Annotated in this window: 24 protein-coding genes; 10 read left to right on the top strand and 14 right to left on the bottom strand. The window is 70.4% G+C overall.

The window, feature by feature from the left end; genetic code table 11:
- Positions 1-175 precede the first annotated feature (175 nt).
- The 7 genes from AB0I81_RS17980 to AB0I81_RS18010 form a co-directional block, all read right to left on the bottom strand.
- On the bottom strand, positions 176-1069 hold the full coding sequence (locus AB0I81_RS17980) for a sigma-70 family RNA polymerase sigma factor (protein WP_360657629.1): 894 nt from the start codon (positions 1067-1069) through the stop codon (positions 176-178).
- A gap of 9 nt (positions 1070-1078) precedes the next feature.
- The gene (locus AB0I81_RS17985; RefSeq protein ID WP_360657631.1) at positions 1079-1465 is read right to left on the bottom strand and encodes an STAS domain-containing protein; all 387 of its coding nucleotides are present in this window, start codon (positions 1463-1465) and stop codon (positions 1079-1081) included.
- 42 nt (positions 1466-1507) lie between these two features.
- On the bottom strand, positions 1508-2485 hold the full coding sequence (locus AB0I81_RS17990) for a phosphotriesterase-related protein (protein ID WP_360657634.1): 978 nt from the start codon (positions 2483-2485) through the stop codon (positions 1508-1510).
- A 216-nt stretch (positions 2486-2701) separates the two neighbouring features.
- Positions 2702-4246 carry a methionine--tRNA ligase gene (locus tag AB0I81_RS17995; protein ID WP_360657637.1) on the bottom strand — a complete coding sequence of 515 codons (1545 nt, stop codon included), beginning with the start codon at positions 4244-4246 and terminating at the stop codon, positions 2702-2704.
- Between the two features lie 380 nt (positions 4247-4626).
- Complete coding sequence (locus AB0I81_RS18000) at positions 4627-5889, bottom strand: APC family permease (protein WP_360657640.1); 1263 nt, start codon at positions 5887-5889, stop codon at positions 4627-4629.
- Between the two features lie 131 nt (positions 5890-6020).
- Positions 6021-6476, bottom strand: a complete 456-nt coding sequence (locus tag AB0I81_RS18005; RefSeq protein ID WP_360657643.1) for a universal stress protein — start codon at positions 6474-6476, stop codon at positions 6021-6023.
- 141 nt (positions 6477-6617) lie between these two features.
- Positions 6618-7238 carry a DUF998 domain-containing protein gene (locus tag AB0I81_RS18010; RefSeq protein WP_360657645.1) on the bottom strand — a complete coding sequence of 207 codons (621 nt, stop codon included), beginning with the start codon at positions 7236-7238 and terminating at the stop codon, positions 6618-6620.
- 215 nt (positions 7239-7453) lie between these two features.
- Between AB0I81_RS18010 and AB0I81_RS18015 the strand changes: the two genes are divergently transcribed.
- Both AB0I81_RS18015 and AB0I81_RS18020 read left to right on the top strand, forming a co-directional pair.
- Complete coding sequence (locus AB0I81_RS18015; protein WP_360657647.1) at positions 7454-7825, top strand: MerR family transcriptional regulator; 372 nt, start codon at positions 7454-7456, stop codon at positions 7823-7825.
- Positions 7801-8799: an aldo/keto reductase gene (locus AB0I81_RS18020; protein ID WP_360657650.1), complete on the top strand. Its 999-nt coding sequence runs from the start codon at positions 7801-7803 to the stop codon at positions 8797-8799. The genes AB0I81_RS18015 and AB0I81_RS18020 overlap by 25 nt, the downstream gene beginning before the upstream one ends.
- On the opposite strand, the gene AB0I81_RS18025 is transcribed toward AB0I81_RS18020, so the two are convergent.
- Positions 8796-9704 carry a sensor histidine kinase gene (locus tag AB0I81_RS18025; protein ID WP_360657653.1) on the bottom strand — a complete coding sequence of 303 codons (909 nt, stop codon included), beginning with the start codon at positions 9702-9704 and terminating at the stop codon, positions 8796-8798. The genes AB0I81_RS18020 and AB0I81_RS18025 overlap by 4 nt on opposite strands.
- Before the next feature lie 181 nt (positions 9705-9885).
- On the opposite strand from AB0I81_RS18025, the gene AB0I81_RS18030 reads away from it, so the two are divergent.
- The gene (locus AB0I81_RS18030) at positions 9886-10443 is read left to right on the top strand and encodes a DUF1707 domain-containing protein (RefSeq protein ID WP_360657656.1); all 558 of its coding nucleotides are present in this window, start codon (positions 9886-9888) and stop codon (positions 10441-10443) included.
- Here AB0I81_RS18030 and AB0I81_RS18035 read toward each other — a convergent pair.
- Entirely contained in the window at positions 10413-11507 is a 1095-nt protein-coding gene (locus AB0I81_RS18035; RefSeq protein WP_360657658.1) for an aromatic ring-hydroxylating dioxygenase subunit alpha, read from the bottom strand. The two genes, AB0I81_RS18030 and AB0I81_RS18035, sit on opposite strands and share 31 nt — an antisense overlap.
- A 311-nt stretch (positions 11508-11818) precedes the next feature.
- Between AB0I81_RS18035 and AB0I81_RS18040 the strand changes: the two genes are divergently transcribed.
- Positions 11819-12193, top strand: a complete 375-nt coding sequence (locus AB0I81_RS18040) for a hypothetical protein (protein WP_360657661.1) — start codon at positions 11819-11821, stop codon at positions 12191-12193.
- 175 nt (positions 12194-12368) lie between these two features.
- Positions 12369-13757, top strand: coding sequence for a DUF2079 domain-containing protein (locus AB0I81_RS18045; protein ID WP_360657664.1), 1389 nt, complete (start codon positions 12369-12371; stop codon positions 13755-13757).
- Positions 13758-13831: 74 nt separating this feature from the next.
- Here AB0I81_RS18045 and AB0I81_RS18050 read toward each other — a convergent pair whose 3' ends face one another.
- The gene (locus AB0I81_RS18050; RefSeq protein WP_360657667.1) at positions 13832-14941 is read right to left on the bottom strand and encodes a glycosyltransferase family 4 protein; all 1110 of its coding nucleotides are present in this window, start codon (positions 14939-14941) and stop codon (positions 13832-13834) included.
- 38 nt (positions 14942-14979) lie between these two features.
- On the opposite strand from AB0I81_RS18050, the gene AB0I81_RS18055 reads away from it, so the two are divergent.
- The 3 genes from AB0I81_RS18055 (at position 14980) to AB0I81_RS18065 (ending at position 20367) form a co-directional block, all read left to right on the top strand.
- Positions 14980-15798, top strand: coding sequence for a PIG-L family deacetylase (locus AB0I81_RS18055; protein ID WP_360657670.1), 819 nt, complete (start codon positions 14980-14982; stop codon positions 15796-15798).
- A 30-nt stretch (positions 15799-15828) separates the two neighbouring features.
- Positions 15829-16890, top strand: a complete 1062-nt coding sequence (locus AB0I81_RS18060; protein WP_360657673.1) for a lysylphosphatidylglycerol synthase domain-containing protein — start codon at positions 15829-15831, stop codon at positions 16888-16890.
- Positions 16891-16968: 78 nt separating this feature from the next.
- Entirely contained in the window at positions 16969-20367 is a 3399-nt protein-coding gene (locus AB0I81_RS18065) for a BTAD domain-containing putative transcriptional regulator (RefSeq protein WP_360657675.1), read from the top strand.
- Here the strand turns inward: AB0I81_RS18065 and AB0I81_RS18070 are convergent.
- Positions 20336-20851 carry a hypothetical protein gene (locus tag AB0I81_RS18070; RefSeq protein WP_360657678.1) on the bottom strand — a complete coding sequence of 172 codons (516 nt, stop codon included), beginning with the start codon at positions 20849-20851 and terminating at the stop codon, positions 20336-20338. The genes AB0I81_RS18065 and AB0I81_RS18070 overlap by 32 nt on opposite strands.
- A 163-nt stretch (positions 20852-21014) precedes the next feature.
- Here AB0I81_RS18070 and AB0I81_RS18075 point away from each other — a divergent pair, with 163 nt between their 5' ends.
- Positions 21015-21548, top strand: a complete 534-nt coding sequence (locus AB0I81_RS18075) for a VTT domain-containing protein (protein WP_360657681.1) — start codon at positions 21015-21017, stop codon at positions 21546-21548.
- Positions 21549-21599: 51 nt separating this feature from the next.
- Here AB0I81_RS18075 and AB0I81_RS18080 read toward each other — a convergent pair whose 3' ends face one another.
- Positions 21600-21800 carry a DUF1508 domain-containing protein gene (locus AB0I81_RS18080; protein WP_360657684.1) on the bottom strand — a complete coding sequence of 67 codons (201 nt, stop codon included), beginning with the start codon at positions 21798-21800 and terminating at the stop codon, positions 21600-21602.
- Positions 21801-21909: 109 nt separating this feature from the next.
- Here AB0I81_RS18080 and AB0I81_RS18085 point away from each other — a divergent pair, with 109 nt between their 5' ends.
- Positions 21910-22764: a serine hydrolase gene (locus AB0I81_RS18085; protein WP_360657686.1), complete on the top strand. Its 855-nt coding sequence runs from the start codon at positions 21910-21912 to the stop codon at positions 22762-22764.
- A 108-nt stretch (positions 22765-22872) separates the two neighbouring features.
- Here AB0I81_RS18085 and AB0I81_RS18090 read toward each other — a convergent pair whose 3' ends face one another.
- The gene (locus AB0I81_RS18090) at positions 22873-23400 is read right to left on the bottom strand and encodes a hypothetical protein (protein WP_360657689.1); all 528 of its coding nucleotides are present in this window, start codon (positions 23398-23400) and stop codon (positions 22873-22875) included.
- A 56-nt stretch (positions 23401-23456) separates the two neighbouring features.
- Complete coding sequence (locus tag AB0I81_RS18095; RefSeq protein WP_360657692.1) at positions 23457-23645, bottom strand: hypothetical protein; 189 nt, start codon at positions 23643-23645, stop codon at positions 23457-23459.
- Positions 23646-23697 lie beyond the last annotated feature (52 nt).

Genomic DNA, 23697 nt, shown 5'->3' on the forward strand with positions numbered 1-23697 from the left:
GGGGGCCGAGCCGTCACCGGCCGGCCCCTGTCACGTACGTCTTCGCCCCCGTGGCGGACGGCCGGCCTGGTCCCTCTGACACAAGACCGCCCGGCCTCGCTGCGCGCGTCCCCATGACCGGCCGTCCTGGAGACCATGCAACAGGGCGCCGGGTTTCCGCGGCGTTTCCTCCGGATCAGGATGCCCAGGCCAGGAGCGGCCCTCCTTTCCTGAGCCGGCGCAGCGCCTGCCGCTCCAGTTGCCTGATGCGCTCCCTGGTGAGCCCGAGGTGCGCCGCGATCTCGGTGTAGGTCTGGACCTCCTCGCCGGTCAACCCGTACCGCAGCCTGATCACGAACGCCTCCCGCGGCGGCAGCATGGTGACCACCTGACGCACCTCGGCGCTCATCGCGCGGCGCTCGGTGAACTCCTGCACCTGCAGTCCGTCGTCATCGGCGATCATGTCGCCCATCTTGCCCTCGCCGTGCTCCCCGACCGGCACGTCCAAACTGACCATGTCCTGCCCGAGCCGGCGCAACGCCGCGACCTGCCCGAGCGACCGCTCGGCCATCTCGCCCAGCTCGGCGTCCGACGGCGCCCTGCCCAGCTCGGCGGCGAGCTGCCGCTCGACCCTGATCAGCCGCGACAGCTCCTCCGCGACATGGATCGGCAGCCGGACGGTACGGCTCTTGTCGTGGATCCCGCGCTCGATGGACTGGCGGATCCACCACATCCCATAGGTGGAGAACTTGTATCCGCGCCTGTAGTCGAACTTCTCCACCGCCCTGATCAGTCCGAGGTTGCCCTCCTGGATGATGTCCAGCAGCGGCAGCCCCCGGAAGGAGTAGCGCCTGGCGGCGGAGACGACGAGCCGGAGGTTGGACCTGATCAGCAGGTCCTTGGCGCGCTTGCCATCGAGCGCGACGAGTTGAAGTTCTGGCGTGCCCTCACCACGCTCGATCAGATGGCCTGCGTACAGGCCTGCCTCGATCCGCCGGGCTAAGTCCACTTCGTCCCCGGCGGAGAGCAAGGGGGTCTTTCCGATCTGTTCCAGGTACGTGCCGAGCAGATCGGGCTCTTCGGCCGACATGCACGGGGACTACCCGGTAAACGGCGGCGAACTCCCCGCTTCGTTGAGTTCTGCGATGGCGAGCTCGGCCGTGCTGCGGATGTCGAAGAACTTGTCCAGCGCGGTGATCGCGAAAAGGTGCTTGCATCGGCCGTTGAGCCCCGACAGCAGCAGCCGCCCGCCGGAGGCGGTCACGGCCTTGTGCAGGTAGACGAGCACCGACAGGCCGGAGGAGTCGCACACGGCCACGGCCTGCATGTCGATGACGAGCATCGGGGGCTGAGTCAGGTCCAGGGCCTTGGTTACGCGGTCGCGGACCTCAGCCGCGGAGCCGAAATCGAAGTCCCCCGTCAGCCGCGCGATGACGCAGGGTCCCTGGAGCCCGAGGCTTATCGACAAGGCCTGCTCCGAAGTCACCCAGCTCCACCTACCCGCGTTGCTCTCCCGATCCACCCCACTTTACGAGAAGTAGCGCTTCGGGTTGAACACCAGCATCTGCTCAATCTGGTCATCGGTCACACCCGAGTCCAGCAGTGCGGCCAAGACGTCGTCGTGAATGTGATCGTAGCGCCAGTTCGGCGCGAGCGTACGGCGGGTCTCATCCCAGTCGCCGCCGAAATAGTCCATAAAGCAGGCGGCGTCGTGGCTGAGCACCATGCGATCGGCATATCCGCGCTGGCAGAGGGCCGCAATCGTGGCCACGCGCTGGGCGGTCGAGTTGTAGGCGTCGAGACCGAATCGATCCATGCCGAGTATCGCGCCGGTGTCGGCCAGCCGCATGAGGTAGTCGAGGTCGTTACTGTCTCCCGCGTGCCCGATGACCACCTTCGCGAGATCGGCCCCCTCCTTGGCGAACAGGTCCAGCGCCATCAGTCCGCTCTGCGTGAACGCGTTCGTGTGCACGGTGATCGGCGCGCCCGTACGCACATGCGCCTGCGCGACGGATCGGCAGATGCGCTCGACGCCGGGCGTGAGGCCCTTGGCCTCCACCGCGCACTTGAGGAAGGCCGCCTTCACCCCGGTGTCGGCGATGCCCACAGTGAGATCGCGCACAAAATCGTCGATCATCGGGTCGGGGCCGTCGAGGATCAGCCCCGGGCCGCGGAAGTTGTAGGTGTGCGGCATCTCCTCGAAGGCGTAGATGCCGGTGGCGGCGATGATGTTCAGGCCGGGCACCTGCTCGGCGATCCGCTGGATGCGGGGGATGTAACGGCCCAGCCCCCACACCGTCGGGTCGGCGATCGTCCGCACGCCCTTCGCCGCGGCCGCGTTCAGCTTGACCACCGCGTCCGCCACCCGGTGCTCCTCGTCCCACCACGCGCCCCTGCCGTAGTTGTCCAGGTGCTCGGTGGCGACCACGAAGATGTGCTCGTGCATCAGCGTCTGCCCGAGGTCTCCGACGTCCACAGGGCCGCGAATGGTCTCGACTGTGGGCATGCCCGCCTCCATACCGGCTGGTCGGTTTGGCCGCCAACCTAGGCTCTCCCACGACCCCCGTCAACAGGCACACCGCACCCACCCTGCCCGCCCAGCCCCTCCACCCACTGCCCAGCCCCTCCACCCACTGCCCAGCGCCTCCACCCACAGCCCAGCGCCTTTACTGACAGCCAGGCAGCGGGCTGGGCCCACGGCTCCCCGGCCTGAGCAATTCGCTCAGCGCCGGACGACCCGCCGCGGAAACAACGGCTCGGGCCTGGGCAGCCGGTCGCCGGACACCGCCGCCGCCACCCGCGCCGCCGCCGTCGGCAGAAACGGCTCCAGTTGTACGGCCAGCGTCCGGCACGCGTGCACCAGCGTGCCCAGCGACGCCTCCTGCTCGCGCCGTGCCTGCTGCCAGGGCCGGGTGCGCTCGACGTGCTTGTTGGCGTCCTCGACGATCGTCCACACCGCCTGCGCCGCCCGCCGGAAGTCGTACTCCGCCAGCGCCTCGTGCACCGCCCGCGACACCTCGGCCGGCGGCTCCCCCGGCGGTGGCACGTGGCCGTCCAGAAAGCGATGGACCATGGTCACGACCCGGTTGACCAGGTTCCCCAGGCCGTTGGCGAGGTCCTCGTCTGCCCTGGCGACCAGCCGGGCCTCGGTGAAGTCGGCGTCGCCCACACGAGGCACCTCCCGCAGCAGCCACCACCGCACGGCATCGACCCCGTACGCGTCCACCAGCGCCACCGGATCGGCGGTGTTCCCGGACGACTTGCTGATCTTGCGACCATCGGCCGTCAGGTAGTCGTGCACGAAGATCGCCGTAGGCAGCGGCAGCCCGGCGGACAACAACATCGCCGGCCAGTACACCGCATGAAACCGGATCACCCCCTTCCCCATGAGATGCACCTTGGCCGACTCCCGAACCCACCAGCGCTCATAGTCGCCACCGCCAAAGCCATCACCACCGGAGCCATCACCACCGGAGCCATCACCACCGAAGCCCACACCGCCGAAGCCGTCACCACCAGAGGTGCCGCCCGAAAGGCCGCCTGCACCGACGCCGACGCCGACGCCGCCGTCGCCGTCGAGCGCGGTGATGTAGTTGGCCAGCGCGTCCCACCAGACGTAGACCACCTGCCCGGGATCGCCGGGCACCGGAATCCCCCACCCCCGCGCCCGGGTGGCGGAGCGGGAGACGCTGATGTCGTCGAGTCCCGCCTCGATGAACGCCAGCACCTCGTTGCGCCGCACGGCGGGCTCAATTCTGAGCCGCCCGCCCCTGATCAGGTCGGCCAGCGTGTCCTGGTAGTGGGAGAGCCGGAAGAACCAGTTCCGCTCCGACACCCGCTGCAGCGGCGCCTCATGCCCGTCGGGACAGGGCCCCTGCGGATAGAACTGCTCGCAGCCCACGCAGTAGAGCCCTTCGTAGTGCCGCTGGTAGAGGTCGGGCGCGATGGCCCGCCAGATCCGCTCCACCCCGGCGCGGTGCCCCGGATGGGCGCTGGTCCTGATGAAGGAGTCGAACGACAGATCCAGCGTCCCGCGCAGCCCCTCGAACGCGGCCGCGTTCCTGTCCACCAGTTCCCGCACCGGCACGCCCTCCGCCTCGGCGGCCAGCACATTCTTCAGCGAGTTGTCGTCGGTGCCCGTCTGGAACCGCACAGGCTCACCCCTGCGCCGATGGTGCCTGGCCAGCACGTCGGCCTGGACGAGCTCCAGGGCGAAACCGAGGTGGGGCCTGGCGTTGACGTAGGGGATGGTCGTCGTGATGTACATCGGTGCCTCCCGAGGGGCCCCTGACACGACGAGAGGCCCCGGCTAGCAGGGCCTCAGCATGAACGTGCCGGCGAACCCCCTAGGGGGCCATCATCACCAGGAACGTCGTCATGCACCCATGCTACGCCCGACCGCCGCACCAGATCATCGCAATTTTCCGGCACGTCACCAATCCGCCCGCCTTGGGCGTTTGCCCGCACGTCATTGATCCGGCCACCTTGGGCGTTTACCCGCGTATCACCGATCCGCGCATATGCAGCGCTTGCCCACACGTCACCGATCCGCGCATCTTGGGCGTCTGCCCACACATCGCCGATGCACGCGTCTCGGCGTCTGCCCGCACGTCAGCGACCGGCGCGCCTTCGGCATTTGCCCGCGTGTCACCGATCCGCGCGTCTTCGGCGTACCGCGTAAATGGTCAGGCCGATCGCGAACACCGCCAGACCGGCCACCACCGACGTCACCGGCAGCGTTGCGGCCAGGACCACGCACAGTGCCAGCCCGGTCACCGGGACGGCGCGCGGCGGTGCACCCTCGTCGCGGTGGAGTCTGAGTGCGGCGGCGTTGGCGATGGCGTAGTAGGCCAGCACGCCGAAGGAGGAGAACCCGATCGCCTCCCGCAGGTCCGCCACGAGCAGCAGCACGATCACCGCGCCGCCGACCGCCAGCTCGGCCCGCCTGGGCGTCTGCCGTACCGGGTCCACGGCGGCCAGCGCGCCCGGCAGGTCGCGCTCGCGAGCCATGGCCAGCACCGTGCGCGAGACGCCGAGCAGCAGCGCCAGCAGCGCGCCCAGCGTCGCCACCGCCGCCCCGGCCACCACCACGGGCGCCAGCCACCCGAACCCCGCCTCCCTGACCAGCTCGGACAGTGGCGCCGGCCGGGTGGCCAGTAACACGGGCCCCAGCGTGCGCAGGGCGGCCACCGCGACCAGCAGGTACACCACCAGCGTGATGCCCAGCGCGATGCGGATGGCCCTGGGGATGGTGCGGGCGGGGTCGCGCACCTCCTCGCCGAGGGTGGCGATCCTGGCGTAACCGGCGAAGGCGAAGAACAGCAGCCCACCGGCCTGCAGAATGCCCCAGATGTCCGGGGCGTACGGATCGTAGGGCAGGGGCGAGTAGCTGAACCAGCCGAACGTGACGCTGTCGTCGCCGACCAGGCCCGCCACGATCACGGCGAGGAGCACGGCCAGCACGAAGACCACGATGATCCGGGCCACGCCGGCTGAGCGCTGGACGCCGAACAGGTTGAGCAGGGTCAGCGCGGCCACCGCGCCGACGGCCAGTGGACGTTCGAGGCCCGGCAGGACGTAGGCGCCGAACGTGAGCGCCATGGCCGCGCAGGAGGCCGTCTTGCCGACCGTGAAGCCCCAGCCCGCCAGGTAGCCCCAGAGCGGGCCGAGCCTGCGCCTGCCGTACACGTAGGCGCCGCCCGACTCCGGGTGCACGGCCGCCAGGCGGGCCGAGGAGGTGGCGTTGCAGTAGGCGACGGCAGCGGCCAGCGCGAGGGAGACGAGCAGCCAGTCGCCCGCGACCGCGGCGGCGGGCGCGAACACGGCGAACACCCCCGCGCCGATCATCGCACTCAGCCCGACGACCACCGCGTCGGTGGTGCCGAGCCGCCGCGCCAGCCCTTCGGGCAACGCCCCCGCCTCCCCTCCAGCCTCAGGAGGCTCCCACTCTGCCCGACCCCACCGACAATCCGCACCAACGCCCAGATGAACCTCTCCCGTCGCTCAAAGGCCCGGGCGCCTCGTCCCCGTGGGCGGGTGGGTCAGGTGCTCTTTGGGCCCGGGACCACCAGCACCGGGCGGTGGGCGTGGTGCAGGACTCGGTCCGATGTGCTGCCGAGCAGGAGCGAGCGCACCCCGCCCAGCCCCCGGGTGCCGGTCACGATGAGCTGGACGTCCAGTTCGTCGGCCACGTCCACGATCGTCGACCAGACGGCCACGGAGTCCACGTCGCAGCGCGGGGTCGCGTCCAGTCCCGCCTGGCGGGCCAGTTCCGCCCCGCGCTGGGCCAGTTCGCTCATCGCCTGCCCGATCGCCTCGTCCTCGACGCCGGACTGGTCGAGCGCCACCATGAGCCCGGCCGAGGTCCTGGCCGAGGTCATCGCCAGCCGCTCCCACACCGTCAGCACGACCGCGTGCTCGCCACGGAAGGTCCTGCCCGCGAACTCGATGGCGGCCTTGGAATCGTCGGACCCGTCATAAGCGATCAGAATCGTCATGTCCACCACTCCCATAGCAAGAGATCGAGGACTCTCCCCTTACCAGAGCAGCGGATTTCACTCCTGAAAGCGGTCATTCCATGATCGGGGAAGTGGTCAGGCCAGGACCGGGAAGTGGTCAGGCCAGGACTGGGGTAGTGGTCAGGCCAGGGCCGGGGCCACGCCGCGCCGCACGGAGTGCGCCAGCATCGACATGCCGGCCAGGGCCAGCACCGCCAGTTCGGTGACGACCACGACCCGCTGGGTCAGCCCCGCGGGGATGTCCTCGTTGCTCATCGGGATGCCGAACATGCGCACCACGTACGGGATCACGACCAGCAGCAACGCGCCCAGGGCGACCGTGCTGAGCACCCGCACCGCCTTGGCGTACCGGATGTTCGCCTTGGCCAGCAGCAGCCCCGCCACCGGCATCATCACGAAAGCCGCGAAGGCGGCGTAGCGGTGGATGCCGCCGGACAGCGACAGCGGGACGCCGGGCCGGTCGGTCGGGAAGGCGCCGATCAGGAACATGCTCGCCCCCCACGCCAGCAGCAGCAGGACGATCCAGCGGCTCATCCCGGCCCGGCGCATCGCCTCGGCGATCAGCGCGGAACCCACGGCGAACAAGGTCAGCGAGGCGGGCAGCAGCCAGCCGGCCGCCTGCCAGGCGTACTCGCTGATGACAGCGTGCCACGGGTCGAGGTCGGATCCCGCGTGCAGCGTGAGCATCGCACCGCTTCCGGCGCCGATGGCCGTGAACCCACTGACAAGCAATCCCTTCATGCCTCTAAGCTCGGGCAATACGGCCTTTGCGCACATCGGAGAAAAACCCGAACCGGCCCTGAAGGATCCCCTAATACCTTGGTCTGATCTTCCCTGAGGGATGACCGATGACCTGCGGGTACGTGACCCTTGGTAGGGCCAGCCCTCTCAGGGTGGGTGTAGGGAACTCCACCCCCATTTGACTTAGAGCGCACTCCAAGGGCGACCCTGGACATATGACGATCCAGGAGGCCGCGCAGCGGTCCGGCCTGAGCGCTCACACGCTGCGCTACTACGAGCGTATCGGGCTCATCCACTCGGTCGGCCGCAACAGCAGCGGGCATCGCGAGTACGCCGAGCAGGACCTCCAGTGGCTGGAGTTCCTCACCAGGCTGCGCATGACCGGCATGCCGATCGCCGAGATGTGCCGGTACGCGGAGTTGCGGCGCATGGGCGAGCACACCGCCGACGAGCGCAGGGAACTGCTGGAGCGGCACCGGGAACATGTCCGGTCCAGGATCGCCCAGCTCAGCCAGGACCTGGCGGTGCTGGATTACAAGATCGAAAGTTACAGGGAGCAGGGATGCAGTCCCAGAACGCTGCTATGAACCGGCGCACGCTCGGCGGCAAGGACGGCCTGGAGGTCTCCGCGCTCGGCCTCGGCTGCATGGGCATGTCGGAGTTCTACGGCCAGGGCGACGAGAAAGAGTCCATAACCGTCATTCACCGCGCTCTAGACCTTGGCATGAATTTTCTGGACACAGCCGACATGTACGGCAGCGGCGCCAACGAGGAGCTGGTCGGCCGGGCACTCAAGGGCAGGCGTGAGGAGGCGGTGCTGGCCACCAAGTTCGGCATCAGGCGCGACGGCGGCACCCGCACGGTCGAGAACAGCCCGGAGTACATCAGGGCCGCCTGCGACGCCTCGCTCAAGCGCCTCGGCGTCGACCACATCGACCTGTACTACATGCACCGCCGCAACCCCGACGTCCCCGTCGAGGAGTCGGTCGGGGCCATGGCCGAGCTGGTACGGCAGGGCAAGGTACGCCACCTCGGCCTGTCGGAGGTGAGCGCGGACACGCTGCGCAAGGCGGCCTCGGTGCATGCGATCGCGGCCCTGCAGAGCGAGTACTCGCTGTTCACCAGGGACCTGGAGGCGGAGATCCTGCCCGCGGCCAGGGAGCTGGAGGTGGGGCTGGTGGCGTACTCGCCGATCAGCCGCGGCCTGCTCTCGGCCGCGCTGCCCGACGCCGACGAGCTGGCCGCCGACGACTTCCGCCGGCACATGCCGCGCAGCAGCGGCGAGAACGCCGTGCACAACAGGGCTCTGGCGGAGCAGGTCAGGAAGATCGCCGATGAGGCCGGGATGACGGCCGCCCAGATGTCCCTGGCCTGGCTGCTGGCCCAGGGCGAGGACATCGTGCCGATCCCGGGCACCAAGCGGCTGAAGTACCTGGAGGAGAACGCCGCCGCCGCGAGCCTCACGCTGACGCCCGGCCAGCTGGAGGCGCTGGTGCAGGCCGTACCGGCGGACGCGGTGCGGGGCCCCCGCTATCCCAGCATGCGCGAAATCGGGAATTAGCGCAGCTCGAAGTAGACGCGGATCGCGGTCGCGCCGTCGCGGGTGTGGACGCGTACGAGATCGCTGAGGAGGTTGACGATGAGCAGGCCGCGCGAGCCCGCCTCACGCGGATCGACCGGCCTGCGCCCCACCAGCGGATCGGTGATGTGCCCCGCGTCGCTCACCTCGCACACCAGCCGGTCGCCCTCGGTCCACACCCGCAGCGTGCCGGAGCCGCCGCCGTGGTCGAGGCTGTTGGCCCCGAGCTCGGCCACCGCCAGCCGGATGTCGTCGATCCGGTCGCCGTCGAACCCCAGGGCCGTGGCCTGCTTGGCGGCCATGCCGCGCACGGCCGACAGGTTGGAACGGTCGAAGAGCAGCGAGGAGAACGCGACCGGCTCGTCGAGCGGCCGGTTGTGCCCGTCCACGACCCCGTGGGGCGCGTAGTCGGCGCTGGGCCACTCCCCCGTCGCGTCGCGCAGCACGGGATGGGTGCGGGCCGCCTCGGCGGTCAGCCTCACGACGTCGTACGGGCACAGGATCGTCACCCTGCGGCCGGTGAACGCCAGGTTGATCAGCGCCTCGTGCTGGGCGCAGGCCGGATATTCCGTCGCGGTGCGCCCCGCCCAGATCGGCTCACCGATGATCCGCACGTGCCGGTCGGGGTGCCGGTCGGCGAAGTCACGTAGCACACCGGGAATGATCCGGCCAGGATTGCGCCCGGCCTCCTGCATGTCGAGCAGGAGCACCCGGCCGGCGGCCGTGCCCAGGGCGGCTTCGATCAGCGCGAGATTCGCGGCCGGCACGGCGATCGCGACGGGGTCGCCGGCGGCCAGGCCTTCGCGGACGAAAGCCGTGGTGGCAGCCACGTATTCCCCGTCGCCCCGGTAGAAGAGCGCCGGATGCACGAACGGTTCGGTCCACATCAGACTTCACGCTACCCAACGTTGATGAGTTCATAGCAATCTGTTGGGTACCTACTACGGTGTGAAGAGAGTCCAGCTCGTGCGCCGCCCCCGTCCGGCCAGCCGCCTGTCTCCCGTCGACCTACGCACCCCTTCTGGCAGACGTCTCCCGTTCTGACCGCCCTGAACTTATGCTCGGTACATGTCGGAATTGCAGATGAGGGTCTCCGACGAGGACCGGGAGCGCACCGCACAGCAGTTGCAGCTCGCGTTCTCCGAGGGCCGCCTGACCCAGATTGAGCTCGAAGACCGCCTTGAGCTGGCGCTGAGCGCGAAGACCTACGGAGATCTGCTGGGCCTGATCACCGATCTACCGGCCCAGCAGCAGTCGCAGGTCAGCGACCTGGTGGAGCTGGAGACGAAGAGCGGCGGGCTCAAGCGCTCCGGCGACTGGGCGGTGCCACGCCGCCTGCGGGTCTCCTCCAAGTACGGCAGCGTCGAGCTGGACCTGTCCGAGGCCGTGATCACCCATCCGGAGGTGGAGATCGACCTGGACCTCACCTACGGTTCCGCGAAGATCATCCTGCCGGACGGCGCGGTGGCCAACGTGGACGACTTCCGCAGCGACTGGGGGAACGCCTCGACCTCCAACGTGCCGAGCCGGCCCCGCCCGGGGGTGCTGCACGTGGTGATCACGGGCAGGGCCAAATACGGCGGCCTGACCGTACGCTATGCGCGCAAGCGCTGGTTCACCCACTGATGGAACAGGGAGATGTGGTGCTCGCTCGGCACGAGCACCCCACCCTCGCGGTACGCGCGTGACGACATGCCCGGCTGCGTCCGCTCACAGGCGTCGAAGTCCTGCACGTTGACCCGGTGGAACAGCTCGACCGACAGCGAAACGTCGGCGCCCGAGGCGATCACGTCGGGGTGGTAGAGCCAGTCGCACTCCACCACGGTCCTGTCGGCGGCCAGCGGGAACATGCGGTGCAGGATCACGTGGTCCGGCACCAGGTTGACGAACACCTGGGGCTTGATGGTGATCGCGTAGTAGCGGCGGTCCTGCTCCTGCGACACGTCGGGCAGCCTGCCGAACCCGGCGCTGCCGTCCACGGTGAAGCCCTCGGCCCGCGCGGCGAACTCGGCGCCGTGCCCGACGTAGTACTGCGCCGCGAAGCCGCCGGCGAACTCGGGCAGCACCGCGGTCAGCTCGGGGTGGATGGTGGCGCAGTGGTAGCACTCCATGAAGTTCTCGACGATGAGCTTCCAGTTCGCCTTGACGTCGTAGACGACGCGGCGGCCGAGTGCCAGCTCCTCCACGTGGTAACGGTCGATGGCGGCCGGGTCGCCGAGGCGTTCGGTGGCCGCGTACGTCACGTGCTCCTCGAACGAGGGCGGCTCGGCGGCCAGGCACACCCACGCGTAGCCGAGCCATTCGCGCAGGTGAACGGGGACCAGGCCGTACTCGACGCGGTCGATGTCGGGCATCTTGGCCAGGTTGGGCGCGGCGGCCAGCCGGCCGTCGAGGTCGTAGGACCAGGCGTGGTAGGCGCACCGGATCGTCCTCTTGACCTCGCCCGCCTCCTCCAGGCATAAGCGGGCGCCGCGGTGCCTGCAGACGTTGAGGAAGGCGCGTAAGCAGTCGTCGCGCCCGCGTACCACGATCACGTTCTCGCGTCCGACCTGCACGGTCCTGAACGCGCCCGGCTTGGGCAGGTCCCCCGCCCTGACCGCGCAGAACCAGAGGTTCTCGAAGATCTGGGCCTGTTCCGCCGCGAACACCTCAGGGTCGGTGTAAGCCCGACCGGAAAGGGTGGAGATCAAGCTCGACGTCGTAGTCAAATCGGCACCCCTTGTTGCGTATTACGCACCGAGTTGCTCTATATGCGACATCGTGGGGCGGCCTCAGGGGGCTGTCAAGAGGTTGTTGCGTAGCCGCGCGGCATCGAGATTCACACCCTCGTCGCGAGCTTGGGCTCCCGGATCTTTCCGGGCCGGAACAAGAGGAGATCGTGCAGGTCCCGCCGCATGGCTTTACGCCCGCTTGATACGTGTGGTGTTAGTGGGGTGCAAGCGACGGTCAAGCGGGCCCCCATAATGTTCCTTTCGTTCGCTAAACCTACGAAGGGCATGAAATGACTCCCCCTCGTCGTCGCCTCGCCGTTGCGGCCGCGACGCTGACTCTCGCCGTCCTCACCACCGCCTGTGGCGCGGTCGGCCAGGCCGTTGATTGCTCTACAGCCACCACGGAGATCACCAAGATCACCAACGAGTTCAGCACCTCGCTCTCCAGCGCCAGCACCGACGTCAAGGCGATCGAGACCGCGAGCCAGGAGACGGCCGGCAAGCTCAAGACCCTCGCGGGCAAGTACGACGGAGACCTCGCGAGCGCCATCAACGACATGGCGACCCTCTTCGAGGGCATCAAGGCCGACGACCCGTCCGGTGCTCAGACCGCTATGACGAAGCTTCCCGAGATCCAGGCCAAGGCCGTCGCGGCCTGCGGCTGACCGGCCCGCGGCCGTCGCACCCTCCTGTGGGGGACAGTAGGGAGGCGGCGGTCGCGGCATATGCGAGACGGGATTCGTCCTAGTCTTGCTGTCCGTGACGGATGAGAAGGTGACGGCGCCAGCGGGGGCGAGCGCCACATCGCCGGCTCCCCGTCGAAGGACACCGGGCCACCGCGTGCGAGTGGGCGCCATCGCGCTGCTCGCCGCGGTGGCCTACGCCATTCTCGGCCTGGTCAGGCTGGGGACCTACCAGGCCACCTCGTTCGACCTGGTGATCGTGGACCAGGCCGTGCGCGGCTACGCCGGCTTCGGCCCTCCCCACGTGCCCGTTTTGGGCGTCTTCCACGGGCGGGGCATGGACTACCTCCAGCTCGCCGACCACTTCTCGCCCATCTACGCGCTGCTGGCGCCGCTGTACTGGATCCACGACGGTCCCGCGACGCTGATCGTCGCGCAGGCGCTGCTGTTCGCCGCGGCGATCCCGTTCCTGTGGCGGTTCACCGGGCGCGTGCTGGGAGTCGTGCCCGCCTACCTCGTCTCCATGGCGTACGCGCTGTCGTGGCCGATCGCGCAGGCGGCGGCGTTCGACGCGCACGAGGTCATGTTCGTCCCGCTGCTCACCGCCATCGCCATCGAGCGTTACTACGCCAGGCGCCTCCTGCCCGCGGGCCTCGCGCTGTTCGCGCTCCTGCTGGTCAAGGAGGACATGGGGCTGATGGTGATCGGGGCCGGGCTGTTCCTGCTCGTGCTCGGCGACCGGCTGCGCGGGGTGCTGACCATGGTGTACGGCCTGGCGGGCGTGGTGCTCGTACGCGGCCTGCTGATCCCCGCACTCGGCGGCGAGGCGAAGGACTTCTGGGCCTACGGGCACCTCGGCCCCGACGCGCCCTCGGCGATCCTGGCCATGCTGCGCGACCCGATCGCCGCCGTGCTGCTGCCGTTCGGCGCGGAGGCCAAGATCGACACGCTGTTCCTGCTGGCCTGGCCCACGCTGCTGCTGTGCCTGCTCTCGCCGCTGTCGCTGATGGCGCTGCCGCACGTGCTGGTACGCATGCTGGCCGACCGCGAGCAGTGGTGGCAGGCCGACTTCCACTACAGCGCGTTCACCGTGGTGATCCTCTTCTGCGCGGGCGTGGACGGGCTGGCCAGGCTGCTGCGCCGGCTCAGGCGCAGGGACGACGCCGCGCTCAAGCTGACCTGGTCGGTCGCGGTGCTCGCGGTCGCGATCACGCTGGTGCCCAGGTTCGCGCTGGACCGGCTGTCCCAGCCCGATTTCTACCGGCAGGACAGGGCCGCCGCCGCGGCCGAGGCCGTCGCCCGGGTGCCCGCCGGGGTGACCGTCGAGGCCGCCAACTCGCTCGGGCCCGCGCTCACCTCGAAGGCCACCGTTCTGCTGTGGCAGCGCGAGTCGCGCGGCGCGCCGTGGGTGGTGGCCGACACCTCACGCTGGGAGTTCCCGTTCGGGTCCGCCGAGGAGCAGGTCGCCAGGGTGACGGAGCTGCGGGGGCAGGGCTACGCCCAGGTCTTCTCCCGCGACGGCTACGTGGTCCTGCACCGCCCCTGAGAGACGCCCTACGTGGTCCTGCACCGCCCCTGAGAGACGCCCTACGTGGTCCTGCACCGCCCCTGAGAGACGCCCTATGTGGTCCTGCACCGCCCCTGAAGACGGATGGCCTGCTCGTACGCCCCCTCGAACCCCTCAAGGACGGTGGGCCACGAACCGGCGGCCGGCAGTGTGGCGCGGTTGTGCGCGGCGATCGACTCGCGCAACCCGGCGTCCACGCACAGGCGCGCCACCGCCCTGGCCAGGTCGCCGAGCGTGCGCCCGAGCAGCCCCTCGGTGCCGTCCTTGACGAAGTCGGCGACCCCGCTCTGCGCCCTGGCCACCACCGGCAGCCCGGCCGCCCGCGCCTCAAGCGCCGCGATGCCGAACGACTCGCGCGGCGCGGGCGCCACGAACACGTCGGCCGAGGCCAGCACCTTGGCGATCTCCTCGCGCGTGTGACGGCCGGGCAGGGAGACCCAGCCGGCCATGCCGTTCCGGTGCAGGAAGCGTTCCATCTGGCCCCGAGCGGGCCCGTCGCCGACGATCGTGGCCCGTACGGGGATCCCGGCGGGCACGCGGGCACGGGCCGCCTGGAGCAGCTTCAGCAGGCGCACGGGGTGCTTGCGCGGGGCCAGCCTGCCCACCGCCACGATGTGCACCTCATCGCGCCGCGGACGGACCCGCTCCCGCGGCGGCGGGGCCCAGCCCGACAGGTCGAGGCCGTTGGAGACCACCCGCACCGGCACGCCGGGCCCGGCCACGGCCCTGATCGGGGCCGCGGCGGCGTTGCTGACCGTGGTGGCCACCAGCCGCCACCGCTGCCAGCCGAACGCCAGCCGCAACAGCCGGTACATCCCCCGGGTGAGCGGATCCCACATGCTGTGCACGGTCACCACGCACGGGACCCCCGCGCGGAAGGCGGCCCGCACGCCCATCCAGGCGAACGGCGAAACCGCCCCGGCGTGAACGTGCACGACGTCGGGCCGCACCGAGGTGATCCCGCGTGTGAGATGCCCCACCCCGAACGGGTGCACAGGCAGGTCGAACGGCATCTTCGCGACGATCCTGTGCACCCCGGGCAGCGGCTCTCCCCTGGTCGCCGTGGCCACGGACACCTCGTGGCCGGCCTCTCGCTGCGTCCGGACGAGGTCGGCGACCTGAACCTCGATCCCTCCGAGTCGCGGCAGGTAACAGTCACTCACGTGAAAGATCCGCACGCCTCCCACACTAATCTGGGCTTGTGCCTCCACGTACCGCTGTCTTCTTCCACGCCCACCCCGACGACGAGGCCCTGCTGACGGCCGGCACCATGGCGATGCTCGCGGCCGAGGGGCACCGCGTGGTGCTCGTGGTGGCCACCGCGGGCGAGCGCGGCCTGGCCGAGATGGCGCCGGGCGAGGCGCTGGGCGAGACCCGGCTCAAGGAGTTGTACGAGTCGGCCGCGCTGCTCGGCTGCGCCCGCGTCGAGTGCCTCGGCTATGGCGACTCGGGGCTGAGCCCCAAGGGCGGCATCGCCGACGAGCGGCCCGACAACGCCTTCATCGACGCCGACAGCGAGGAGGCGGCCCAGGCGCTGGCCGCGATCCTGCTGGAGGAGAAGGCCGACCTGCTGGCGATCTACGATCCGGCGGGCGGTTACGGTCATCCCGATCACGTACAGGTGCACCGGGTGGGCAAACGGGCGGCGAAGATCGCCGGAACGGAGATCGTCCTGGAGGCGACGGTCAACCGTGATCCGCTGGTGCGGCTGCTGAAGGTGGCGGGCAGGTTCTACAAGTTCCCACCGGAGTTCGACGTACGGACGTTCGAGAGCGCGTACTCGCCGGGCGACGCGATCACCCACCGGGTCAATGTCCGGAAATATACGAAACAGAAGCGGGCCTCCATGGCCGCGCACGTCTCCCAGGCCAGCGGCGGCGACAGCGACCGCACGCTCGCCGTCATGCTGAAGGTCCCCAGCCCCATCTACCGCTTCGTCTTCGGCACCGAGTGGTACGTCCGCCGCGACCTGCCGCCCGGCGCCCGTCTCACCCATCCCTTCGACCGGTGGCCCAACTAAATCCCCGAACACCCGGCAGACTGGACCCCGATGAAGAACAAGTGGCTCCAGATCACCCTTTCCGTGCTGTCGCTCGGACTGGCCGTGCTGCTCGTGGTCTACCTGCCGCAACTCGTGCAGGCGCTCACCGGCAAACCGGTCTCCTGGCGCGAGATCGGCGCGATCTTCGGCTCGCTCGGCGCGGGCGAGATCGCCGCCATGACCGCGTTGTGGCTGCTGAGCCTGCTGGCGTACACGTTCGTGCTGACCAGCTCCCTGCCCGGCCTGAACAACCTGCAGGGCCTGACGCTCAACGCGGCGGGCAGCGCGGTCAGCAACCTGCTGCCGTTCGGCGGCGCCGTGGGCGTGGCGCTGTCATGGGCGATGACCAAGGGCTGGGGCTTCACCAACCGGGCCTTCGTGGTCATGACGCTGGTCAGCGGCATCTGGAACACCTTGTTCAGATTCATCCTGCCCGCCGTCGGGATCATCGCGCTGCTCATGGCCGGGCAGGCGCCCAACACGACCGTGGCCAACGCGGGCTGGACCGGCGCGATCTCGATCCTCGTGCTCTGCGTGGTCGTGGCCGTCGCGCTCTACTGGGACCGCGCGGCCGGCTGGCTCGGCAAGGGCATCGACGCGGTCGCCAAGGTGCTGCGGCTGAAGTTTCACGCCTCCGAGGCCTTCCACCGGCTGCGCGCGGACACGGCCGGCGTGGTGCGGACCCGGTGGGCCGGGCTGTCGCTCGGCATGGTGTTCTTCCTCGGCTTCCAGTGGGCGATCATGGCGGTCTGCCTCCAGGCCACCGGCGCCTGGCCGGGGCTGGCCCAGTCGATCGCCGTCTTCGCCCTGTCACGCGTGCTCACCAGCGCCCTCATCACGCCCAGCGGGGCGGGGATCATGGAGGGCGGAGTGGTGGTCCTGCTCACCACCGCGTTCGGCGTGGCCGCCGCGCCCGCGACCGCCGCCGCACTGCTTTTCGGCTTCTGGACTTACACTATCGAGATCCCGTTCGGCGGCCTGGCTCTGGGCGCATGGGCGCTTCTGCGCAGGCGCAACGGCCGGAACGCCGCCGCGGAGCCCCCGTCCGCGATTTCGAAGGCCGCCCAGTGACAATCCCAAACCCATCGCGTGCTAATCAACCACGGGCCTTGTGCGTGATTCGTAGGCCCGCATAGCGTGGCGGCTGACATGGTGGCGTTCCGAGTTCTGGGGCCAGTCGAGGCGTACGAACACGACGACGAACTCGACCTCGGCGGGTTGCGGCAGCGGGCCGTGCTCGCCCGGCTTCTCGTGGCCAGAGGTCAGGTCGTGCCCGTTGACACGCTTCTCTACGACCTGTGGGACGACGACGCGGCGAAAGGCGCGCAGTCGGGTCTGCAGGTCTACATCTCGCGCCTGCGCAGGGTGCTGGAGCCCGGCCGCCCGCGCGGCGGGCCCAACCGGCTGCTGGTGACGGTCGCGAGCGGTTACGCCCTGCGCGTGGCCTCCGACCAGGTGGACGCGCTCAGGTTCGAGCAGCTCGTACGCGCCGCCGGCGAGCATCTGGAGGAGAGCGACCCGCAGTCCGCCCGTGGCCGCCTGGAGAAGGCGCTGGGGTTGTGGCGCGGCACGCCCTACTCCGACTTCGCCGACCAGCCGTGGGCCGAGGCCGAGGTCAACCGGCTGACCGAGCTGCGCCTGGTCGCCCGCGAGCGGCACGCCGACACGGGACTGCGGCTCGGCCTGCACGCCGAGACCGTGCCCGACCTGGAGGCGCTGACCACCGAGCATCCGCTGCGCGAGGAGGGCTGGCGGCTGCTGGCGCTCGGCCTCTACCGCTGCGGCCGCCAGGGCGACGCGCTGGCCGCGCTGCGCAGGGCCAGGAACATCCTGGCCGACGAGCTGGGCATCGACCCCGGGCCGGCGTTGCGCAAGCTGGAGTCCGACATCCTGGCCCAGTCGCCCGAGCTGGAGCTGGCCGCTCCCCCGCGTGCCCAGCGGCCGGCCGCTCCCGCGTCCGACACCTGGCCGCCGCGGCCCGCCGCGCCGGTCGAGCCGCCGCCGCTGGAGCCCGAGCCGTTCGTCGGCCGCGACACCGAGCTGGCCAGGCTGACCACGGCCGCCTCGCGTACCGGCCGCTTCCAGGTCGCGATCGTGACCGGGGTGGCCGGCGCGGGCAAGACCACGCTGCTGCGCCAGCTGGAGAGCAGGCTGGGCGCCGACGGCTGGACCACCACCTCCGGCGCCTGCCCCGACTCGCAGGCCACCCCGCCCGGCTGGGCCTGGGTGGAGATCCTGCGCACGCTCATCGGCATGACGGGCGCGGGCGAGTACGCGCAACTGCTCGCGCCACTGATCGACGACGCCGCGCCCGACCCCGACGAGGACGAGGCGTCGGGCGGGTTCCGGCTGCACCGCGCGGTCGGCGGCTATCTGGCCGGGGTGGCGCGGCGCGGTCCCGTGCTGCTGACCCTGGAGGACCTGCACTGGGCCGACGACCAGACGCTCGCCCTGCTGCGCGCGCTGCCGAGCCTGCTGGCCACCAGCCGAGTGCTGCTCGTGGTGACCTGCAGGGAGAGCGAGCTCGACGACCGCCAGTCCGACGTGCTGGCCGCGCTGGCCAGGCTGAGCCCGGTGCGGGTGGGGTTGTCGGGGCTGGACCCGAAGGCGGTGGCCGAGCTGGTCAAGGCCACCTGCGTACGCGAGATCGACGAGGACGCGGTCGAGTCGATCGTCGAGCGCACCGGCGGCAACCCGTTCTTCGTCCGCGAGACCGTGCGCCTGCTCGACGCCGAGGGCGCGGCCCACCGCGCCAGCGCCACCGAGGTGCTCTCGCGGGTGCCGTCGGGCGTGCGCGACGTGTTGCGGCGGCGCATCTCCCAGTTGCCCGCGGGGGCGCAGCAGATCCTGCTGCAGGCCGCGGTGATCGGCCGCGACGTCGACCTCGACGTGCTGGTCGCGGTGGCGGTGGACGAGGAGTCGGTGATCGAGGCCGTCGAGGCGGCGCTGCTGGCCGGGCTGGTCACCGAGCCGGGCCCCGGGCTGCTGCGCTTCGACCACGACCTGGTGCGCGACACCATCTACTCCGACGCCTCCCGGCTGCGCCGCACCAGGCTGCACGCGGCCGTGGCGGCGGTCATCGAGCAGCGCACGCCGTCCGACGTGGCCGCGCTGGCCCACCACTACTCCCTGGCCGACGCCGCGGGCAAGGCGGTGCACTACGCGGGGCTGGCGGCCGAGCAGGCCGAGCGGCGCTTCGCCCACCGCGAGGCGGCCACGCTGTGGGAGCAGGCCATCGCCGCGTTCGACCGCTCGCGCGGCGACGACCAGAGCGGCGAGCAGCGGCCCGAGCGCGCCAAGGAGCGGCTGCGGCTGATGTTGCGCCAGATCAGGGCGCTGGCGTTGTGTGGCGACATGACGGCGGCCCGTGGGCTGCGCCGCCAGGCCATGGACGCCGCGCTGCCGCTGGGCGACCTGGAGATCACCGCGAAGGTGGCGGCGTCGCTGGCCGTGCCGCACAAGGGCATGGCGCGCGACTTCACCCGCACGGCGTGGGAGATCGTGGACGTCACCGAGAAGGCGCTCATGGAGCTGCCCGAGGGCGAGCAGCGGCTGCGGGCGAGCCTGCTGACCACGCTGGCCCTGGAGCTGGAGGGCTCCTCCTCGCCGGAGCGGGGGCGGCAGGCGTCGCTGGAGGCGCTGGAGCTGGCCAGGCAGAGCGGCGACCCCGCGCTGATCGCGGCGGCGCTGAGCGGGCGGCTGCGGCAGTCCTACGACATCCCCGCCGTGGACACCCGCGAGGGCATCGGCAGGGAGCTGCTGGAGGTCGCTCAGCGCTCTGGGCAGATGGCCACGCAGGCGCTGGCCCACCTCGTGCTGCTGGAGTGCTCGGCGGCCAGGGGCGAGTTCACCGCGGCCGACCAGCACGCGGCGTCGGCCGACACCCTGGCCAAGCAGTACGACCTGTCGGCGCCCGCCGCGGTGGTCGTCTGGTATTCCGGCCAGCGGCTCATGATCGCCGGCGACTACGAGGGCGCCGAGCGCGCCTATCGTGAGGCGGCCAGGGTGTCCGCGCGGGCGGGCATGCTGGAGGGCCGCCAGGATCTGCCGCGGATCGCGACGTTCTGCCTGCACCTGGTGGCCGGCCGGGCGGCGGAGATGGTGGACATGCTGGCCGAGGCCCACCTGCGCGGCGCCAAGTGGACGCTCGACGCCTACGCGCTGGCCCTTGCCTCGGCCGGGCATCTCAACGACGCCAAGGCCGTGGCCGCGACCAGGCCGCCGGTGCGCCCCGACTTCCTGTACGAGCTGGCGATGACCTGGCGGGCGCTGGCCGGGATGTTGCTCGACGACCGCGATCGGATGGTCGACTGCTACGACAAGCTCAAGCCGTTCGCCGACCGGGTGGCGGGCGCGGGCACCGGCGTGGTGGCGCTGTGGCCGGTGGCGCTGACGCTCGGCGACCTGGCCATCCGCCTCGGGCAGCCGGACGCGGCGCGCGAGCACTACGAGAAGGCGCTGGAGGTGGCCGAGCGGGTGGGCGTGCCGCGCTGGGTGGAGGCGGCGCGGCAGTCGGTCAGCAGCTCACCTGGAAACGGTCGCTCCTGATGGTCTTGGCGCCCTCGACGGTCAGCTCCACGCGGTACCAGCCGGGGTTGCCCGAGATGTGGGGGCGCCACTCGACGGTCTGCTCGGGGGCGGCGAAGCCGGCGGAGTCGGACAGGTACGGCCGCCACGCCTTGGCGGCCGGGCTCCAGCGGGCGAGCTTCCAGTCGTAGGAGAGCGGCTGGTCGGGGTCGGGGTTGACCACCAGGCTGCGGGCCGCGTACGACTTGGCGCAGCCCGCGCCGCCCGTCAGGACGCTCATGGTGATCTCGCCGGTCCTGGCGGGGACGGTGTGGCCGCCGGCTGGGGCGGTGACGGGCAGCTCGCGGGCCGCCAGGGTGACGGTCCGGGCGGGCCCGGTCGCGGTGCCGGCGTTACTGTAGGCGGTGAGGCCGACGTACGCGCTGGTGAACGCGAGGGCCGCCACGAACAGCTTGGCGGCGTTGGCGGTTCCACTGGCCAGGACGGCTGCGCTTCTCGTCGGCATCTTCAACACCCCTTTTGGCTCACCCATAGAGTGAGACTGGGTGGTTGAGTGCCGGTTGTCGGCTGGTTGCACCATTTGCAGGGAGGCTTGCAAGCGGGTGTAGCACTAACTTGCACCTTGAACTAAGGTAAGCCTGGCCTAAAGATATGTGAGGGGTGGTGGCATGCGGCCTGCGGTGATCGCCGTCCCCGCTCCGACCGATCCGTTCCTTCTCGGGCTGCCGTACTGGCTGGTCGGCGCCTTCCTGATCCTGGCCCTGTTCGGGGCGTTCCAGGTGTACTACTGGGTCGGCCGCAAGCTGGGCGAGAAGTTGTACGACTCGCGCATCGGCGTCAAGGTGGGCCGCGAGCGGATCGAGAAGGTCGAGCGGGTCGTCGAACGCTGGGGCGCGCTGGCCGTCTACGGCTGCTTCTGGGTGCCCATGCTGCGCCACACGCTGCCCTGGGTGGCGGGCGCGCTGCGGGTCTCCTATCCCTGGTACGTCGTCGCCAGCGCGCTGGGCTGCCTGACCTGGGCGCCGCTGTGGTGGTTCGGCGGCATGGCGGCGCTGTGGGGCTGGCTGCAACTGGCCCAGCGCTCGCCCATCACGGCGGCGGCGGTGGCCGTGCTCTTCGTCGCGCTGGTGGTCTGGCTGTTCATCCGGCGCAGGCAGAAGCGCCGGCGCGCCACCGACGACCACAAGGCGATGGCCTCCTAGACAGGGCTTTCCAGACCCGCGGCGGTTCAGGGCCGCTACGCCTGCGGCGGCTCAGACCTCCTGATCTTCCGGGGCGCTCTGATCGTCGATGGTGGCCTCCGGAGCGTTCCTGCGCACGGTCTCGATGCCGTTCACGCAGGCCACCTTGTTCGGATAGCCCTCGCCCACCGCGAGCGTCTGCCCGTTGTTCGCAACGAGCGCAAACCGGTAGCCGCCCCGCCCGTCCTCACTGATCACAAACCTTCCTGCCATGGCCGCCGCCCCCTGCCATATCGGATCTATCAATGATTTACCCCCATCTGACTAGGGCCCATGGCCGAGTTGTGCAAACGAAGCCTTGATCTCCTGTCACGATGTGGGCATGCGAATTGGTCGTTTGATGGGCTGTGTCGTGGTCGCCCTGGTCGCGGGGTTCTCCTCCCCCGCCATGGCCGCCGCGAAGGAGCCGACCGTCAGTGCCAAGGTGGCATACCTCATCGATTCCACCGGAACGGTCCACCTCGGCAAGAGGGAGACGAAGCGGGTGCCGGTGGCCAGCCTGGTCAAGATCATGACGGCGTACGTCGTGCTCAAGGAGGCCCGGCTGAGCGACACGATCACGATCACCGCGGCCGACGTCAAGTACGCCGCCCGCGGGGGCGCCGCCACGGCCGGGCTCAGGAAGGGCGAGCGCTTCACGGTCAGGGACCTGCTCTACGCCCTCATGCTGCCCTCGGGCGCCGACGCGGCCAACGCCCTGGCCAGGCACTACGGCCCCGGCAAGACGGCCTTCGTGGCGAAGATGAACCGCACCGCCCGTTCCCTCGGCCTCGCCGACACCCGCTACACCAACGCCGACGGCATGCCCACTCCGGCGGGCGGCGGCCACTCCACGGCTTCCGACCAGGCCAAGCTGGCGCAGCAGGCCCTGCGGAGCGACGTCTTCACGACCGTGGTGGGGAGCACTTCGTACAAGGTGGCCAAGACCGCCGTGCACGGCAGGCACACCTGGCGCAACACCAACAAGCTGCTCACGCGGGCGGACGGGGTGCTGGGGGTGAAGACCGGCTACACGAACGCGGCCGGGCACTGCCTGCTGTTCGCGGGCGAGCGGGACGGCGTGCAGATCGTCGGCGTGCTGCTGGACGACGAGAACGAGCGCCGCTTCTCCACCGCCGAGAGGCTGCTGGACTACGCGGCCGAGCAGGTCGCCCTGACCTGGCCACCCACCCCATGAACAGCCACCTCACCTGACCGCCTGTCGCCGCGACCAGCCTGACCGCCGGCCCCGGCCCGCCACCTTCGGCCTCACCGCCCGCCTTTGGCTTGGCCGCCTGTGCCGCGTTCAGCCGAAGGTCATGCGGCCGCTGCCCGGGAGGGTGGCCATGCCCCGGGTCGCGCAACCCAGGATGGCGCCGGGCGGCGTGATGCCGCCCTCGACGCGCCTCCCCTTCAGCCATCCCGCCGTGACGGTCCCGGTGAGCAGCGTGTCCGCGGGCTGCTGGGCCACGAGCCGGTCGGCCTTGACGCGCATCTTCGAGGTGCCGACGGGACGGCCGGCCGCGTCGAACCACGTGATCACGGCGTGCCCGCGCACCTGGCGGGCGCTGGCGCAGGACGTCTGCGCCGAAGCCTTGACACTCACCCACCCGGAACGCAGCAACCCCGCCGTGCCGCCGGGCGAGGCGCACCCGGTGAGCTCCAGGTGGCCACGCGCCTCGACCCGCCTGGGCGCCAGGCCGACCTTGGGCGTGAAGACCAGCGGCCGACCGGCCGGGGTGGCGACGGAACAGCTCAGCGCGACCGTGTGAGGCTGCACCGGCCCCAGGGGCCCCCATACGGTGGCGACCGCCATGACCCAGGCCACGTTCATGCAACCCCTCCGCGCCTACCCGCAGTTCTGTAATCGATCGCTCACATTCTGCATCATCAGGCGGCCCTGCAGGCGGGATCCAGCCGGTCGGCGGTCCATCTGAGCGAGTGCGCCAGCCGGTGACGGACCCTTCCCGCCGGCCGGCCCGCCTCGTACGCCCGGCGCGGCGCCCCCGGCAGCGCCTCCTCCAGGGACCCCCGGTACCCCATCGCGGTCTGATGGGCGAGCACTTGCATGGCATCCATACGAACCCTCCTTAATCAATTAAGAGCTTAATCAATTAAGAACGGTGGTACA

Origin of the sequence: Nonomuraea sp. NPDC050404 (assembly GCF_040655495.1) — a bacterium.
Lineage (GTDB): Bacteria > Actinomycetota > Actinomycetes > Streptosporangiales > Streptosporangiaceae > Nonomuraea.

Coding starts and splice junctions, on each gene's coding strand:
- AB0I81_RS18040 (WP_360657661.1), top strand. CDS start 11,819: ATGACTCCCCCTCGTCGTCGCCTCGCCGTTGCGGCCGCGACGCTGACT.
- AB0I81_RS18010 (WP_360657645.1), bottom strand. CDS start 7,238: ATGAAGGGATTGCTTGTCAGTGGGTTCACGGCCATCGGCGCCGGAAGC.
- AB0I81_RS18030 (WP_360657656.1), top strand. CDS start 9,886: ATGTCGGAATTGCAGATGAGGGTCTCCGACGAGGACCGGGAGCGCACC.
- AB0I81_RS18090 (WP_360657689.1), bottom strand. CDS start 23,400: ATGAACGTGGCCTGGGTCATGGCGGTCGCCACCGTATGGGGGCCCCTG.
- AB0I81_RS18070 (WP_360657678.1), bottom strand. CDS start 20,851: ATGCCGACGAGAAGCGCAGCCGTCCTGGCCAGTGGAACCGCCAACGCC.
- AB0I81_RS18075 (WP_360657681.1), top strand. CDS start 21,015: ATGCGGCCTGCGGTGATCGCCGTCCCCGCTCCGACCGATCCGTTCCTT.
- AB0I81_RS18095 (WP_360657692.1), bottom strand. CDS start 23,645: ATGGATGCCATGCAAGTGCTCGCCCATCAGACCGCGATGGGGTACCGG.
- AB0I81_RS17990 (WP_360657634.1), bottom strand. CDS start 2,485: ATGCCCACAGTCGAGACCATTCGCGGCCCTGTGGACGTCGGAGACCTC.
- AB0I81_RS18065 (WP_360657675.1), top strand. CDS start 16,969: ATGGTGGCGTTCCGAGTTCTGGGGCCAGTCGAGGCGTACGAACACGAC.
- AB0I81_RS18025 (WP_360657653.1), bottom strand. CDS start 9,704: ATGTGGACCGAACCGTTCGTGCATCCGGCGCTCTTCTACCGGGGCGAC.
- AB0I81_RS18080 (WP_360657684.1), bottom strand. CDS start 21,800: ATGGCAGGAAGGTTTGTGATCAGTGAGGACGGGCGGGGCGGCTACCGG.
- AB0I81_RS17980 (WP_360657629.1), bottom strand. CDS start 1,069: ATGTCGGCCGAAGAGCCCGATCTGCTCGGCACGTACCTGGAACAGATC.
- AB0I81_RS18015 (WP_360657647.1), top strand. CDS start 7,454: ATGACGATCCAGGAGGCCGCGCAGCGGTCCGGCCTGAGCGCTCACACG.
- AB0I81_RS18020 (WP_360657650.1), top strand. CDS start 7,801: ATGCAGTCCCAGAACGCTGCTATGAACCGGCGCACGCTCGGCGGCAAG.
- AB0I81_RS18085 (WP_360657686.1), top strand. CDS start 21,910: ATGCGAATTGGTCGTTTGATGGGCTGTGTCGTGGTCGCCCTGGTCGCG.
- AB0I81_RS18005 (WP_360657643.1), bottom strand. CDS start 6,476: ATGACGATTCTGATCGCTTATGACGGGTCCGACGATTCCAAGGCCGCC.
- AB0I81_RS17995 (WP_360657637.1), bottom strand. CDS start 4,246: ATGTACATCACGACGACCATCCCCTACGTCAACGCCAGGCCCCACCTC.
- AB0I81_RS18060 (WP_360657673.1), top strand. CDS start 15,829: ATGAAGAACAAGTGGCTCCAGATCACCCTTTCCGTGCTGTCGCTCGGA.